The sequence below is a fragment of the Falsiroseomonas sp. RANM36 genome (assembly GCF_056682175.1).
In genome coordinates, this window is the sequence record NZ_JBWXTD010000005.1 from 676573 (window position 1) to 691506 (window position 14934).

Here is a 14934-nt window from a genome sequence, read left to right on the forward strand (position 1 = left end):
CCGCCCGCCCCGCCGGGGGCGCCGCCCCCCCCCCGCGGGGGGGGGGCCCCCCCCCCCGGGGGGCCGGGGCCCCCCCCGCGGTCGCGACCGCGCTGCTGGTCTTCGCGTATGACTACACGACCTTCCTGATCGCCGCGCTCGGCATCGGCATCGCCGGCGGCTCCTTCGCCGTCGGCATCGCCTATGTCTCGAAATGGTACCCGAAGGAGAAGCAGGGCACCGCGCTCGGCATCTTCGGCGCCGGCAATGTCGGCGCGGCGGTCACCAAGTTCCTCGCGCCGATCGTGATGGTCGCCATGGGCTGGAAGGCGGTGGCGCTGATCTGGGCGGCGGCGCTGCTGGTGATGGCGGTGGTCTTCTACGCGATGACGAAGGACGACCCGGACCTCGCCGCGCGCAAGGCGGCCGGGGTGAAGCCCGAATCCTTCCGCGCCATGATGGAGCCGCTGAAGAACGTCCAGGTCTGGCGCTTCAGCCTCTACTACTTCTTCGTCTTCGGCGCCTTCGTCGCGCTCTCGCTCTGGCTGCCGCGCTACATCATCGAGACATACGGCTTCGAGATCCGCACCGCGGGCATGATCGGCGCCGCCTACTCGGTGCCGGCAAGCCTGTTCCGCGCCTATGGCGGCCATCTCTCGGACCGCTACGGCGCGCGGCGCGTGATGTACTGGACGCTCGGCGTCTCGACCGTCGTCTCCTTCATCCTCTCCTACCCGCCCACGGACTACGTGGTGCAAGGCATCGGCGGTCCAATCAGCTTCCGCCTGGAGACGGGCGTCGCCAGTTTCATCGTGCTGGTCTTCGTGCTCGGCTTCTTCATGAGCCTCGGCAAGGCGGCGGTCTACAAGCACATCCCGGTCTACTACCCGAACCGCGTCGGCGCTGTCGGCGGCATCGTCGGACTGATCGGCGGCCTAGGCGGCTTCGTGCTGCCCATGGCGTTCGGGCTGCTCAACGACCTGACCGGCATCCGGCAGTCCTGCTTCATGCTGCTGTTCGCGATCAGCGCCGGCGCACTGCTCTGGATGCACCTCGCCATCCTGCGGATGGAGCGCGAGGCGGCGGGCCCGGTGCTCGCGACCTTGCCGGCGCTGCCCGAGATGCAGCCGATCCACGAGCCCGCCGTCGCCGGCGCGCTGCGGGGCAAGGCGATCGAGGACTGGCGCCCGGAGGACCCTGCCTTCTGGCAGGGGCAGGGCCGCGCGATCGCCAGGCGGAACCTGTGGATCTCCATCCCCTGCCTGTTGCTCGCCTTCGCGGTGTGGATGGTGTGGTCGGTGGTGGTGGCGAAGCTGCCCTCGGTCGGCTTCCGCTTCACCACGGACGAGCTGTTCTGGCTGGCCGCGCTGCCAGGCCTCTCGGGCGCGACGCTGCGCATCTTCTACTCCTTCATGCCGCCGATCTTCGGCGGGCGGATGTGGACCACGCTGTCCACCTGGTCGCTGATCATCCCCGCGCTCGGCATCGGCTTCGCGGTGCAGAACCCGGCGACGCCCTACTGGATGTTCCTCGGCCTCGCGCTGCTCTGCGGCTTCGGCGGCGGCAACTTCGCCTCCTCCATGGCCAACATCTCCTTCTTCTTCCCGAAGCGGGAGAAGGGCAACGCGCTCGCGCTGAATGCGGGCCTCGGCAATCTCGGCGTCAGCGTGGTGCAGTTCGTCGTGCCGCTGGTGATCACCGCCGGCGTGTTCGGCGCGCTGGGCGGCGAGCCGCTGACCGCGACCGCGGGCGGGCAGCAGAGCCCGCTCTGGCTGCAGAACGCGGGCTTCGTCTGGGTGCCCTTCATCGCCGCGGCGGCCTTCGCGGCGTGGTTCAAGATGGACGACCTCGCCTCGATGAAGTCGTCCTTCTCCGACCAGGCGGTGATCTTCCAGCGCAAGCACAACTGGATCATGTGCTTCCTCTACACCGGCACCTTCGGCTCCTTCATCGGCTACTCGGCGGGCTTTCCGCTGCTGGCGCGCACGCAGTTCCCTGCCGTGGACGCGCTGCAGCTCGTCTTCCTCGGCCCGCTCGTCGGCGCGCTCTCGCGCTCCCTTACCGGCTGGGTCTCGGACAGGTGGGGCGGCGGGCGCGTCACCTTCTGGGTGTTCATCCTGATGGCGATCGGCGTCTACGGCGTCATCCACTTCATCGGCATCAAGGACCAGCCCGGCGCGTTCTGGGGCTTCTTCGGCTGCTTCATGCTGCTGTTCTTCGCCAGCGGCGTCGGCAACGCCTCCACCTTCCAGATGATCCCCGCGATCATGGGCAAGGAGATCGCAAGGCTGATGCCGCAGGCCGATGCGCAGCAGCGCCGCGCGCAGGCCGAGAAGGAGAGTGCGGCGATCATCGGCTTCACCTCGGCGATCGCGGCCTATGGCGCCTTCTTCATCCCGAAGAGCTACGGCACCTCGATCTCCATGACGGGCAGCCCGCTCGCGGCGCTCTGGGCCTTCCTCGTCTTCTACCTGCTGTGCATCGCCGTCACCTGGGCCGTCTACACAAGGCGCGGCGGCCTGCTCCGCGACATCGAAGGCAGCCGCCCCGCCGCACCCGCGGCGGCCGCGTGAGCCGGAAGGATCAGTCAGAATGAGCCACTTCCTCGACCGACTGACGTACTTCCGCAAATACGCGGGGTCCTTCTCCGACGGCCATGGCGAGACCACGACCGAAAGCCGCGCCTGGGAGGACGCCTACCGCTCGCGCTGGGCGCACGACAGGATCGTGCGCTCCACCCACGGCGCGAACTGCACCGGCTCCTGCTCCTGGAAGATCTACGTCAAGGGCGGGATCGTGACGTGGGAGACGCAGCAGACCGACTATCCGCGCACGCGCCCGGGCCTGCCGAACCACGAGCCGCGCGGCTGTTCCCGCGGCGCGTCCTATTCCTGGTACCTCTACAGCGCCAACCGGGTGAAATACCCGATGATCCGCAAGCGCCTGCTGAAGCTGTGGCGCGAAGCGAAGACGCTGCACGGCGATCCGGTCCTGGCGTGGAAATCCATCCAGGACGATCCGGCGAAACGGCGCGAGTACCAGCAGCTGCGCGGCCAGGGCGGCTTCGTCCGCGCGACCTGGGACGAGGCGGAGGAGATCGTCGCCGCCGCCAACGTCCACACGGTGAAGCAGCACGGCCCCGACCGCGTGATCGGCTTCTCGCCGATTCCGGCGATGAGCATGGTCAGCTACGCGGCCGGCAGCCGCTACCTCTCGCTGATCGGCGGCGTCTGCATGTCCTTCTACGACTGGTACTGCGACCTGCCGCCGGCGAGCCCGCAGACCTGGGGCGAGCAGACCGACGTGCCGGAATCGGCCGATTGGTACAATGCAGGCTTCATCATGATGTGGGGCTCGAACGTGCCGCAGACGCGCACGCCCGACGCCCACTTCATGGCCGAGGCGCGCTACCGCGGCACCAAGGTGATCACCGTCACGCCCGACTATTCCGAGGCGTCGAAATTCGCCGATCTCTGGCTGCATCCGAAGCAGGGCACAGACGCCGCGCTGGCACTGGCGATGGGCCATGTGATCCTGAGCGAGTGGCATGCGCAGGGGAAGGGCGACTACTTCATCGACTACTGCCGCCGCTATTCCGACATGCCGATGCTGGTGCTGCTGACCGAGCGCGACGGGCGCCTGGTGGCGGACCGGCAACTCCGCGCCTCCGACCTCGCCGAGGATGCCGGCCAGGCGAACAATCCCGACTGGAAGACGATCGCGGTGGATGACGCGACCGGCGCGCCCTATGTGCCGACGGGCTCCGTCGGATTCCGCTGGGGCGAGCAGGGGAAGTGGAACCTGGAGGGCCGCGACGCCCGCTCCCTGGAAAGCGTGACCCCGCGCCTGAGCCTGGCCGGCGGCGCGACGGCGGAAGTCACCTTCCCCTATTTCGGCGACGGCGCGCCGGAATTCTTCAACCCGACGAAGCTCGGCGACACCGTGACGCACGGCGTGCCGGTGATGGAGATCGCGCTGAAGGACGGCAGCACCGCGCGCGTCGCGACCGTCTACGACCTGTTCCTGGCGAATTACGGCGTGGCGCAGGGCGGTGCGACCGATTACGACGCGATGCGCCCCTATACCCCCGCCTGGGCCGAGGCGGTCTGCGGCGTGCCGCGCCAGCAGATCGTCACCGTCGCGCGCGAATTCGCCGACAACGCCGAGAAGACCCGCGGCAAGTCCATGGTCATCCTCGGCGCCGCGCTGAACCACTGGTACCACTCCGACATGAACTACCGCGGCATCATCAACCTGCTGGTGATGTGCGGCTGCATCGGCCAGTCGGGCGGCGGTTGGGCGCATTACGTCGGGCAGGAGAAGCTGCGCCCGCAATCGGGCTGGATCCCGCTGGCCTTCGCGACCGACTGGGCGCGGCCGCCGCGGCAGCAGAACTCGACCAGCTTCTGGTACGCGCATACCGACCAGTGGCGCTACGAGACGGTGCAGGTAAGCGGGCTGCTCTCCCCCACCGCGCCGACGGCGATGAGCGGCGCGCTGATCGACTTCAACATCCGCGCGGAGCGCATGGGCTGGCTGCCCTCTGCGCCGCAGCTCGCGCGCAACCCGCTGACCATCGCGAAGGAGGCGGCGGCCGCCGGCATGCCGGCGCCGCAATTCGTCGCGCAGTCGCTGAAGTCGGGCGCCCTGGAGATGAGCTGCGAGGATCCCGACCATCCGGCGAACTGGCCGCGCAACCTGTTCGTGTGGCGCTCCAACCTGCTCGGCTCCTCGGGCAAGGGACATGAGTATTTCCTGAAGCACCTGCTCGGCACGCAGCACGGCGTGCAGGGCAAGGACCTTGGCGAACAGGGCATGGCGAAGCCCGAGGAAGCCGCCTGGCACGACGAGGCGCCGAAGGGCAAGCTCGACCTGCTGGTGACGCTCGACTTCCGGATGAGCACCACCTGCATGTATTCCGACATCGTGCTGCCGACGGCCACCTGGTACGAGAAGCACGACCTCAACACCTCGGACATGCATCCCTTCATCCACCCGCTTTCCGCCGCGGTGGATCCGGCCTGGGAGAGCCGCACCGACTGGGCGATTTTTCGGGGGATCGCCAAGCGCTTCTCCGCCCTTTGTGTCGGCCATCTCGGCCAGGAAAGGGACACCGTCCTCACGCCGCTGATGCATGACAGCCCCGGTGAGCTCGGCCAGACGCACCAGGTGCGCGACTGGAAGAAGGGCGAGGTCGAGCCGATCCCCGGCAAGACCATGCCGGCGGTCACCGTGGTGGAGCGCGACTACCCAAACACCCATGCGCGCTTCACGGCGCTCGGCCCGCTGATGGAAAAGCTCGGCAACAACGGAAAGGGCATGGCGTGGAGGACGGACGACGAGACCGCGTTCCTGCGCAACCTCAACGGCACGACGGACGTGCCCGGCGTCGCCGGCAGGCTCGCGAAGATCGAGAGCGATATCGACGCCTGCGAGGTGATCATGCACCTCGCGCCCGAGACCAACGGCCATGTCGCCGTGAAGGCGTGGGAGGCGCTGAGCAAGGCAACGGGGCGCGGCCATCGCCACCTGGCCCTGCCGAAGGAGCACGAGGCCATCCGCTTCCGCGACGTTCAGGCGCAACCCCGCAAGATCATCTCCTCGCCGATCTGGTCCGGTCTGGAGAGCGAGGAGGTCTGCTACAACGCGGGCTACACGAACGTCCATGAGCTGATCCCCTGGCGCACGCTGAGCGGCCGGCAGCAGCTCTACCAGGACCATCCCTGGATGCTCGCCTTCGGGGAGGCGTTCTGCCTCTATCGCCCGCCGGTGGATCTCCGCGCGCACCAGGCGCTGCACAACGCGAAGCCGAACGGGCACCCTGAACTCGCGCTCAACTTCATCACGCCGCACCAGAAATGGGGCATCCACAGCGTCTACACGGACAACCTGCTGATGCTGACGCTGTCGCGCGGCGGTCCGATCGTCTGGCTCAGCGAGACCGACGCCGCGACGATGGGCGTCGAGGACAATGACTGGGTAGAGGCCTTCAACGCCAACGGCGCGCTCTGCGCGCGCGCCGTGGTCAGCCAGCGCGTGCCCAAGGGCATGATCATGATGTACCACGCGCAGGAGAAGATCGTGAACGTGCCGGGCAGCGAGATCACGCAGGCCCGCGGCGGCATCCACAACTCCGTCACGCGCGCCACGATCAAGCCGACGCACATGATCGGCGGCTACGCGCAGCAGTCCTACGGATTCAACTACTACGGCACGATCGGCACCAACCGCGACGAGTTCGTGCTGGTGCGGAAGATGGCAAACGTCGCCTGGCTCGACGGACCGCGCGTGACGCCGCAGGCGGCCGACCTCAAGGCAGCGGAGTGAAGACGATGAAGGTCCGCGCGCAGATCGCGATGGTGCTAAACCTCGACAAGTGCATCGGCTGCCACACCTGCTCGGTCACCTGCAAGCAGGTCTGGACCAGCCGCGAGGGCGTCGAATACGCCTGGTTCAACAACGTCGAGACCAAGCCCGGCATCGGCTATCCGAAGGACTGGGAGAACCAGGACAAGTGGAAGGGCGGCTGGACGCGCAAGCGCAACGGCACGATCCAGCCGAAGATGGGTGCGAAGTGGCGGATCCTGGCCAACATCTTCGCCAATCCGCAGCTGCCGGAGATCGACGACTATTACGAGCCCTTCACCTTCGACTACACCCACCTGCAGACCGCGCCGGAGAGCGAGACCATGCCGGTGGCGCGCCCCGTCTCGCTGCTGACCGGCGAGCGGATGGAGATCAAGTGGGGCCCGAACTGGGAGGAGATTCTCGGGACCGAGTTCCGCAAGCGCTCGGCGGACCGGAACTTCGATGGCATCCAGAAGAAGATCTACGGCGAGTTCGAGAAGACCTTCATGTTCTACCTGCCGCGGTTGTGCGAGCACTGCCTCAACCCGGCCTGCGTCGCCTCCTGCCCCTCGGGCAGCATCTACAAGCGGGAGGAGGACGGCATCGTCCTGATCGACCAGGAGAAGTGCCGCGGCTGGCGCATGTGCGTCAGCGCCTGCCCCTACAAGAAGATCTACTACAACTGGCAGTCCGGTAAGGCCGAGAAGTGCATCTTCTGCTACCCGCGCATCGAGGCGGGCGAGCCGACGGTGTGCAGCGAAACGTGTGTGGGACGCATCCGCTACCTCGGCGTGATGCTCTACGATGCCGACCGCATCGCGAAGGCGGCGAGCGTCGAGAACGAGCAGCACCTGTACCAGGAACAGCTCGACATCTTTCTCGACCCCGAGGACCCGGAGGTGATCGCCCAGGCGCGCGCCGACGGCGTGCCGGAGGCCTGGCTCGAGGCGGCGCGCAGCAGCCCGGTCTACCGCATGGCGATCGACTGGAAGATCGCCTTCCCGCTGCATCCCGAATACCGCACGCTGCCGATGGTCTGGTACGTGCCGCCGCTTTCGCCCGTGCAGTCGGCCGCCGAGGCCGGGCATATCGGCTGGAAGGACGGGCTGCCCGACGTCGAGAGCCTGCGCATCCCCGTGAAGTACCTGGCGAACCTGCTGACCGCGGGCGCCGAGGCGCCACTCGTCAGCGCGCTGCAGCGGATGATGGCGATGCGCATGCACATGCGCGCGCGCACCGTCGAGAACCGCGACGACACCGCCATCCTCGCCCGCGTCGGCATGACCGCCGCGCAGGTCGAGCAGATGTACCAGACGCTGGCGATCGCGAACTACGAGGACCGCTACGTGATCCCCAGCACGCATCGCGAATATGCCGAGAACGCCTTCGACCTGAAGTCGTCCTGCGGCTTCAGCTTCGGCCAGGGCTGCTACGACGGGCGCACCGTCGGCAATCTGTTCAGCGCCTCCGGCCCCTCGGCCGGGCGCATGGCGCCGACGCGCATCCGCGAAGCCGAGGACGCCGCCAGGCAGGAGGCCGGACGATGAACCGCCGTCTCGCGATCCTCTCCGTGCTGCTGCGCTACCCGGACGCTGCGCTGCGCGCGGACCTGCCGCATATCGGCGCGGCCATCGGCGGTGCCGGGTTCCGCGCGGACCTCGCGCCGAAGCTGGCGCGGCTGGTCCGTCGCCTCGGCCTCGGCGACGTGCTGGACCGGGAGGAGGAGTATGTCCGCCTGTTCGACCGTGGCCGCGGCACCAGCCTGCACCTGTTCGAGCATGTGCATGGCGACACCCGCAACCGCGGCCCCGCGATGATCGAGCTGGCGCAGGTCTACGATCAGTCGGGCTTCGCGCTCGATGCGCGGGAATTGCCGGACTACCTGCCGCTGTTCCTGGAATTCTGCGCGCATGTCGACCCTGCGGTGACGGCCAACCTGCTCGGCCAATGCGCGCCGATCCTGGACCAGCTGCACGCGAAGCTGCTCGGGCGCGGCACCGCCACGTCGCGCGGCTATGCGGCGATTGTCGCTGCGGTGCTGGCCGAGGCGGGCCTCCGGCCGGAGGCGCAGCCGACGCAGGACCAGGATCTGTCAGACGCCGACGAACTCGCCGCGCTCGATGCCGCCTACGAGTCGGAACCCGTCGTCTTCGGGCCGGAATCCGACCCCGACAGGCAGGGCGCGCGCGCGAAGCTCGGCGCCATGATCGACCGGCTGCGCAAGCTGCGCGCCAACCACGCCATCCGCTGAAGGAGAGCGCCGATGTCCGCCCTCTGGCACGGCTTCACCGACTACCTCCACGACTTCCTGTTCGGGATCTACCCCTACATCTGCATGGGCGTGTTCGCGATCGGCTCGCTGATCCGCTTCGACCGCGACCAGTACACCTGGCGTTCCGGCTCCTCGCAGCTTCTGCGCCGCAAGCAGCTCGTGGTCGGGTCCAACCTCTTCCACTTCGGCATCATCTTCCTCTTCTTCGGGCATTTCGTTGGCCTGCTGACGCCCCACTGGGCCTATGAGTGGCTGATCTCGCCGGGCCAGAAGCAGATGGTCGCGGTGACCGCGGGCGGCATCGCCGGCGCGGTCTGCTTCGTCGGCCTCTCGATGCTGCTGCACCGCCGGATCTACGACGAGCGCATCCGGCGCACCTCCACCTACGCGGACATGGCGATCCTCGTCCTGCTCTGGGTTCAGCTGTCGCTCGGCCTCGTCACACTGCCCTTCTCGATCCGCCATTCGGACGGCGCAGCGATGCTGCAGCTCTCGGCGTGGAGCCAGGCGATCGTCACCTTCCGGGGCGGCGCGGCGGACCTGATCCGCGGGCTCGACTTCCCCTACTATGCGCATCTGGTGCTGGGGATGACGCTGTTCCTGCTGACGCCCTTCACGCGGCTCGTGCACATCTTCTCCGCGCCGGTGTGGTACCTGTTCCGCGCCTGGCAGATCGTGCGGGTGCGTGGCGGCGGGACGGTGCGGCCCGGACCGGTGGCGCGGCCAGGGCTCGCCGGCGGCGCACCGCAGCGCGCGGCCGCCACTGCGCAGCGCGTGCCGGCGGAGTAGCCGCCATGGCCGTCCACTTCCACCCTGCGCCGGCGCGCCCGGCGAACGCGCCGGATCATCGCCCGGCGCAGCCCGAACTGCCGCAGCACGACATCGTCGTGAACGGCACCGTGATCCCGGCGCGCGACATCGCGGCCGAGATGCAGCACCATCCTGCGCCGGATGCCATGACGGCCTGGGAGCACGCGGCGCGTGCCCTTGTCGTGCGCCGCCTGCTGCTGGATGCCGCAGCACCCGGCGACGTCGCGGATGAGGAGACGGCGGTCGATGCGCTGCTGGCGCGTGAGATCCATGTGCCGCAGCCGGACGACGCGGCCGGCGCGCGCTGGCTCGCCGCGCATCCGGAGCGCTTCGGCACGCCTGAAGTCTGGGAGGCGAGCCACATCCTGCTGGCGGCGGACCCGGAGGACGCGCAGGAGCGTGCCGCCGCGACGCGCCGGGCGGAGGCGCTGCTCGAGATGCTCCGCGCCCTGCCCGGCCGTCTGCCGGACCTCGCGCGGCAGCATTCCGCCTGTCCCTCTCGCGAGCAGGGCGGCCTGCTCGGCCGCGTCGAACGCGGCAGCACCGTGCCGGAGTTCGATGCGGCACTGGCCCGCCTGACGCCCGGCGCCTTCTGCGCCGCACCGGTCGCGACGCGCTACGGCCTGCATGTCGTGCAACTGCACCGGCACGTCCCTGCGCGCATCCCCGCCTATGCCGAGGCGCGCGTGACGGTGCTGCGCGACCTGCGCAGCGCGGCCTGGGAAGCCGCGCTGCGGCACTACATCGCCGTGCTCGCCGCGCAGGCGCGGATCGAGGGCTTCGTCCTCGGCGCCGAGGGCGAGGCGCGCGCCGGCGGCCCGCTGGTGAGCTGACCATGCATGGCGAAGCCTGGATCGGCGCCGTGGACGAGACGCTGCTGCGCGATCCGATCGCCTTCCTCAGCGCGGAGCATGCGCGCCAGCGCGCACTGCTCGGCCATCTCGAGCGGCTCGCGCGGCAGGCCGGCGGTGCCGCGCAGGGGCCGATCGCCCGCGCGCTCGCCGCTTGGTTCGCCTGCGAATTGCCGCTGCACGTCGCGGACGAGGAGGACTCCGTCTACCCGCGGCTCGGCGCCGAGGCCAGGCAGCGCCACCGCGAACTTGGCCGCTGCGCCGCCACCTCGCCGGAGGCGCGCGCCAGGCTGCGCACGGCGCTTGCCGCCATCGCCACCGGGCATGCGCCGGCCGCCGGCTTCGCCGAGGCGGCGCTGGCCTTCGTCGCCGCCTATCGGCACCACCTGACGATCGAGGAGGAAGAGATCATGCCGCTCGCCAGGCGCAGCCTGCGGAGCGCGGCGTGCAGCGCCATTGCGCGCGAGATGGTGGCGCGCCGCCAGCTCGGTGCCGCCCGTGACTGACGGCGCACGCATCCGCCTGCTGGCCTTCCCGGCAGACGGCTGAGATGGCGCGTGCCGACACCTCAGGCGCGGGCGGCGCGCTGCAGCGCCTGGTAGAGGGCTTCGACCGGTTCCGCGGCGTGCATTTCGAGACCGACCACGCCCTCTACGACAGTCTGCTGGAAGGCCAGCGGCCGGAGGTGATGGTGATCGCGTGCTCCGACAGCCGGACCGATCCGGCGATCATCTGCGGCGCGCGGCCCGGCGACCTCTTCGTCGTGCGCAACGTCGCCGCGCTCGTGCCGGCCTGCAGGCCGCCATCGAGGCACGCGGCGCCGAACTGCGCTTCCTTCCGCCCTATTCGCCTGACCTGAACCCGATCGAGCAGGTCTTCGCCAAGCTCGAGAACCTCGTCCGCGCCGCCGCGCCGCGCGATGTCGAGACACTCTGGGACACCATCGGAAATAGCCTCGACCACGTCTCAGCAACCGAGTGCGCCAACTACATCGCCCACACCGGCTATCCACGCATGAGGTGAAAGAGGCTCTAGAAACCATAATTCTGGAGCAGCTTATGCCCGTGCGCGGAACCGCGGAGCGGTTCCACTCGAACCGGCGCCGCCCTGGCCCGAGCGTTCCCGTCATCGAAGCTTCACTGGCCCGATTCCATGATTCGATTATCGTCGAATCATGGAATCTTCGACGGCTGCCTTCGCGTTTGCCGCCCTGGGCCAGGAGACGCGCCTCGACCTGTTGCGCGTCCTGCTCGCAGCTGGGCCGACGGGGCTCGCCGCGGGTGACATCGCTGCGCGGCTCGGCGTGCCGCCCTCGACGCTGTCCTTCCACCTCCGCGCGCTGGACCAGGCCGGGCTGATCGCAGCGACCCGGCAGGGGCGCAGCCTGATCTACGCCGCCCAGGTCAACCGCCTGCGCGCCCTGCTGACCTTCCTCGCCGATGCCTGCTGCGACGGCGATCCGGCACGCTGCGGCGACCTGCACGTCCTCTTCGACACCTCCAGGGAGACCGCCCAGATGGAGCCGGCGACCTTCAATGTCCTTTTCCTCTGCACCCACAACTCGGCTCGATCGATCATGGCCGAGGCGATCCTGAGCGGCATGGCGGACGGCCGCTTCCGCGCCTTCTCCGCCGGATCAGACCCCCTGCAGAGCGGTCCGCTGCCAGAGGTGCTCGCCCAGTTGAAGGGCCTTGGCCACGATGTGTCTGGGTTGCGTTCGAAGTCCTGGGACGAATTCACCGGACCCGACGCGCCGCGGATGGATTTCGTCATTGCCCTCTGCGACACCCTGAACCTCCAGGCCTGCCCGGATTTCGAGGGCACCCATGTCACCGCGGCCTGGCCGCTGCCGGACCCGGCGAAGTTCTCCGGCACCCCCACTGAGCGGGCCACACTGCTCAACGAGCTCTACGCCGCGCTGCATCGCCGGCTCGGCATCTTCACCAGCCTGCCGTTCGGCGCCCTGGACCGCATGGCGCTCAAGGCCCGTTTGGACGAGTTGGCGCAGCCGCTCGCCGCGGGGGCGCGGGCATGAGGGTCGGCATCAACGGCATGGGTCGCATCGGCCGGCTCGCGCTGCGCGCGGCGATGGGTGCGGCAGAGCGGCCGGAGAATGACCCGCGGCGGGGCAACCGCCTCGAGGTCGTGCATCTGAACGAGGTCAAGGGCGGCGCCGTGGCCACCGCGCACCTGCTGGAGTTCGACAGCGTGCAGGGGCGTTGGCGCACCTCCATCGCGGCGGAGGGGAAGGACACCATCCGCATCGGCGAACGCCGCCTGACCATCTCCGAGCACTCTCACCCAGCCGAGCTCCCCTGGGGCGAGCTCGGCGTGGAGGTCGTGCTGGAATGCACCGGCAAGTTCCTGACGCCGGAGACGCTGGAGGGACACCTGAAGCGCGGCGCGAAGCGCGTGATCGTCGCCGCGCCGGTGAAGTTCGACACGGTGCTGAACATGGTGGTCGGCGTGAACGAGCACCTCTACGACCCGGCGCGCCACCCGATCGTCACCGCGGCCTCCTGCACCACCAACTGTCTCGCCCCGGTGGTGAAGGTGGTGCACGAGGCGATCGGCATCCGGCACGGCCAGATCACCACCATCCACGACCCGACCAACACCAATGTCGTGGTGGACGCGCCCCACAAGGACCTGCGGCGCGCACGCTCCGCCATGCTATCGCTCCAGCCGACGACCACCGGGAGCGCGACGGCGATCGCGCTGATCTACCCGGAGCTGAAGGGCAAGCTGAACGGGCACGCCGTGCGCGCCCCCGTGCTGAACGCCTCGTTGACGGATTGCGTCTTCGAGATGCAGCGGCCCACCAGCGCAGAGGAGGTGAACGAGCTGTTCCGCGCCGCCGCGTCCGACCAGCTCGCCGGCATCCTGGGCTTCGAGACGCGCCCCCTCGTCTCGGCCGACTATGCCCGCGATACCCGCAGCAGCATCGTCGATGCACCGTCCACCATGGTCACCGACGACACGCTGCTGAAGGTCTACGCCTGGTACGACAACGAGATGGGCTATGCCTGTCGAATGGTGGACCTGGCCTGCCACATGCAGGCCGTCGGGATCTAAGCGCATGAGCAACAGCACCGCCGCCGCCACGGCGCACGGCACGCGCAACTACGCCATCGTGACGCTCGCCTATTGGGGCTTCACGCTGAGCGATGGCGCGCTGCGGATGCTGGTGCTGCTGCACTTCTTCCAGCTCGGCTACAGCCCCTTCACCCTGGCCTTCCTGTTCCTGCTCTACGAGGCGGCAGGGATCGGCGCCAACCTCATCGGCGGATGGCTGGCAACGCGGTTCGGTATCGCTCGCATGCTGGCCGTGGGGCTGACCACGCAGATCCTCGGCTTTCTGCTGCTCTCCGCCGTGTCGCCTGACTGGGGTGCCGCGTTGTCGGTGGCCTGGGTGGTCATGGCGCAGGGGGTCTGCGGCGTCGCGAAGGATCTGACCAAGACTGCAAGCAAGAGTGCGATCAAGCTGACGGCGGGCGACGCGTCCGGGCGGTTGTTCAAGTGGGTCGCCTTCTTCACCGGCAGCAAGAACGCAATGAAGGGTGCGGGCTTCTTTCTTGGCGGGCTGCTGCTGGAGGTGCTTGGCTTCCGCGGGGCACTGTGGGCCATGGCGGCGGCGCTACTGCTGGTCCTGGCGGGTGTAGCGATCTCCCTGCCACCGCTGATGGGCAAGGCCAAGGCATCGAAGTCGGTGAAGGAGTTCTTCGCCAAGAGCCAAGGCGTGAACCTTCTCGCCGCCGCACGCGTGTTTCTGTTCGGCGCGCGGGACGTGTGGTTCGTGGTCGGCCTGCCGGTGTTCCTCTATGCCAGCGGCTGGACCTTCACCATGGTCGGCGCATTCCTCGCCCTCTGGACCATCGGCTATGGCGCCATCCAGGCCTCCGCGCCGACACTGGTCCGGCGCAGCGCCGACGGCTTCTCTGCCGAAGTCCCCGCGGCGCGCGCCTGGTCCCTGGCCCTGGCGGCGGTGCCCGCAACACTCGCGGCGCTGATGCTGGGCGGCGTGCCTCGGCCCGACCTGTTCGTGCCGGTGGGCCTTTGCGTCTTCGGCGTGCTGTTCGCGGTGAACTCCTCCGTCCACTCCTATCTCGTGCTCGCCTATGCTGGCAGCGAGAAGGCGGCGGAGGATGTCGGCTTCTACTACGCCGCCAACGCAACGGGACGCTTCGCAGGCATCCTCCTGTCCGGCCTGCTCTATGGCTGGGGCGGGCTGATCGCCTGCCTCGCAGGTGCTGCGGCGATGCTGGCGCTGTGCTGGGCGATCACGCTTCGCCTGCCGCTGCAACGGGAGGCCGCCGGGGCCGCCTGATGCCGCGGCGGCACGCGAGACCGCGGAGGAAAGCCGGCGCATGTCCGGCTCCCCTCCTGCCAGGCCTCAGGGCCGGCTGTACTCCTGCGTCTTGAAGGTCAGGTGCCGCACGCTCTCTGGCGCGTCGGCAATCTTCCGGACGTTGCCCCAGGTCTGCTTGTAGTTGGGGATGATGAACTCGTTCACCCCCTTGGACACCACGTTGCCCTTGACCCTGCCCCCTTGGATGTCCCCGGCCTGAGCTAGAGTCCGTCGAAGGGAGACGGATGATGAAGCGATCGAGGTTCACGCAGGAGCAGATCATTGGGGTGCTGAAGGAGCACCAGGCGGGCGCGACGGCGCCGGAT

Annotated in this window: 13 protein-coding genes; 12 read left to right on the forward strand and 1 reads right to left on the reverse strand. The window is 68.8% G+C overall.

Features of this window, described 5'->3' with window-relative positions; all coding sequences use genetic code 11:
* From AC1MIR_RS21280 to arsJ, 12 genes are all read left to right on the forward strand, one after another.
* The coding region (locus tag AC1MIR_RS21280; RefSeq protein ID WP_480030178.1) for a nitrate/nitrite transporter at positions 1–2552 on the forward strand (2552 nt) is incomplete at its 5' end.
* 19 nt (positions 2553–2571) lie between these two features.
* Positions 2572–6306 carry a nitrate reductase subunit alpha gene (locus AC1MIR_RS21285; protein WP_480030179.1) on the forward strand — a complete coding sequence of 1245 codons (3735 nt, stop codon included), beginning with the start codon at positions 2572–2574 and terminating at the stop codon, positions 6304–6306.
* Positions 6307–6311: 5 nt separating this feature from the next.
* Entirely contained in the window at positions 6312–7874 is a 1563-nt protein-coding gene (gene narH, locus AC1MIR_RS21290; RefSeq protein ID WP_480030180.1) for a nitrate reductase subunit beta, read from the forward strand.
* The gene (gene narJ / locus AC1MIR_RS21295; RefSeq protein WP_480030181.1) at positions 7871–8578 is read left to right on the forward strand and encodes a nitrate reductase molybdenum cofactor assembly chaperone; all 708 of its coding nucleotides are present in this window, start codon (positions 7871–7873) and stop codon (positions 8576–8578) included. The genes narH and narJ overlap by 4 nt, the downstream gene beginning before the upstream one ends.
* Before the next feature lie 12 nt (positions 8579–8590).
* On the forward strand, positions 8591–9388 hold the full coding sequence (gene narI, locus AC1MIR_RS21300; protein WP_480030182.1) for a respiratory nitrate reductase subunit gamma: 798 nt from the start codon (positions 8591–8593) through the stop codon (positions 9386–9388).
* Between the two features lie 5 nt (positions 9389–9393).
* Positions 9394–10242, forward strand: coding sequence for a peptidylprolyl isomerase (locus AC1MIR_RS21305; protein WP_480030183.1), 849 nt, complete (start codon positions 9394–9396; stop codon positions 10240–10242).
* A gap of 2 nt (positions 10243–10244) precedes the next feature.
* The gene (locus AC1MIR_RS21310) at positions 10245–10766 is read left to right on the forward strand and encodes a hemerythrin domain-containing protein (RefSeq protein ID WP_480030184.1); all 522 of its coding nucleotides are present in this window, start codon (positions 10245–10247) and stop codon (positions 10764–10766) included.
* Between the two features lie 44 nt (positions 10767–10810).
* Entirely contained in the window at positions 10811–11119 is a 309-nt protein-coding gene (locus AC1MIR_RS21315) for a carbonic anhydrase (protein ID WP_480030185.1), read from the forward strand.
* Positions 11086–11283: a transposase gene (locus tag AC1MIR_RS21320; protein WP_480030231.1), complete on the forward strand. Its 198-nt coding sequence runs from the start codon at positions 11086–11088 to the stop codon at positions 11281–11283. The genes AC1MIR_RS21315 and AC1MIR_RS21320 overlap by 34 nt, the downstream gene beginning before the upstream one ends.
* 151 nt (positions 11284–11434) lie before the next feature.
* Positions 11435–12295, forward strand: a complete 861-nt coding sequence (locus AC1MIR_RS21325) for a metalloregulator ArsR/SmtB family transcription factor (RefSeq protein ID WP_480030186.1) — start codon at positions 11435–11437, stop codon at positions 12293–12295.
* Complete coding sequence (locus AC1MIR_RS21330) at positions 12292–13335, forward strand: ArsJ-associated glyceraldehyde-3-phosphate dehydrogenase (RefSeq protein ID WP_480030187.1); 1044 nt, start codon at positions 12292–12294, stop codon at positions 13333–13335. The genes AC1MIR_RS21325 and AC1MIR_RS21330 overlap by 4 nt, the downstream gene beginning before the upstream one ends.
* A 4-nt stretch (positions 13336–13339) precedes the next feature.
* A complete protein-coding gene (arsJ, locus tag AC1MIR_RS21335; RefSeq protein WP_480030188.1) occupies positions 13340–14587 on the forward strand; it encodes an organoarsenical effux MFS transporter ArsJ in 1248 nt (415 codons plus the stop codon).
* A 66-nt stretch (positions 14588–14653) separates the two neighbouring features.
* On the opposite strand, the gene AC1MIR_RS21340 is transcribed toward arsJ, so the two are convergent.
* Positions 14654–14785 (reverse strand): hypothetical protein, encoded by a 132-nt coding sequence (locus tag AC1MIR_RS21340; protein WP_480030189.1) that lies wholly within the window; start codon positions 14783–14785, stop codon positions 14654–14656.
* Positions 14786–14934: the final 149 nt, after the last annotated feature.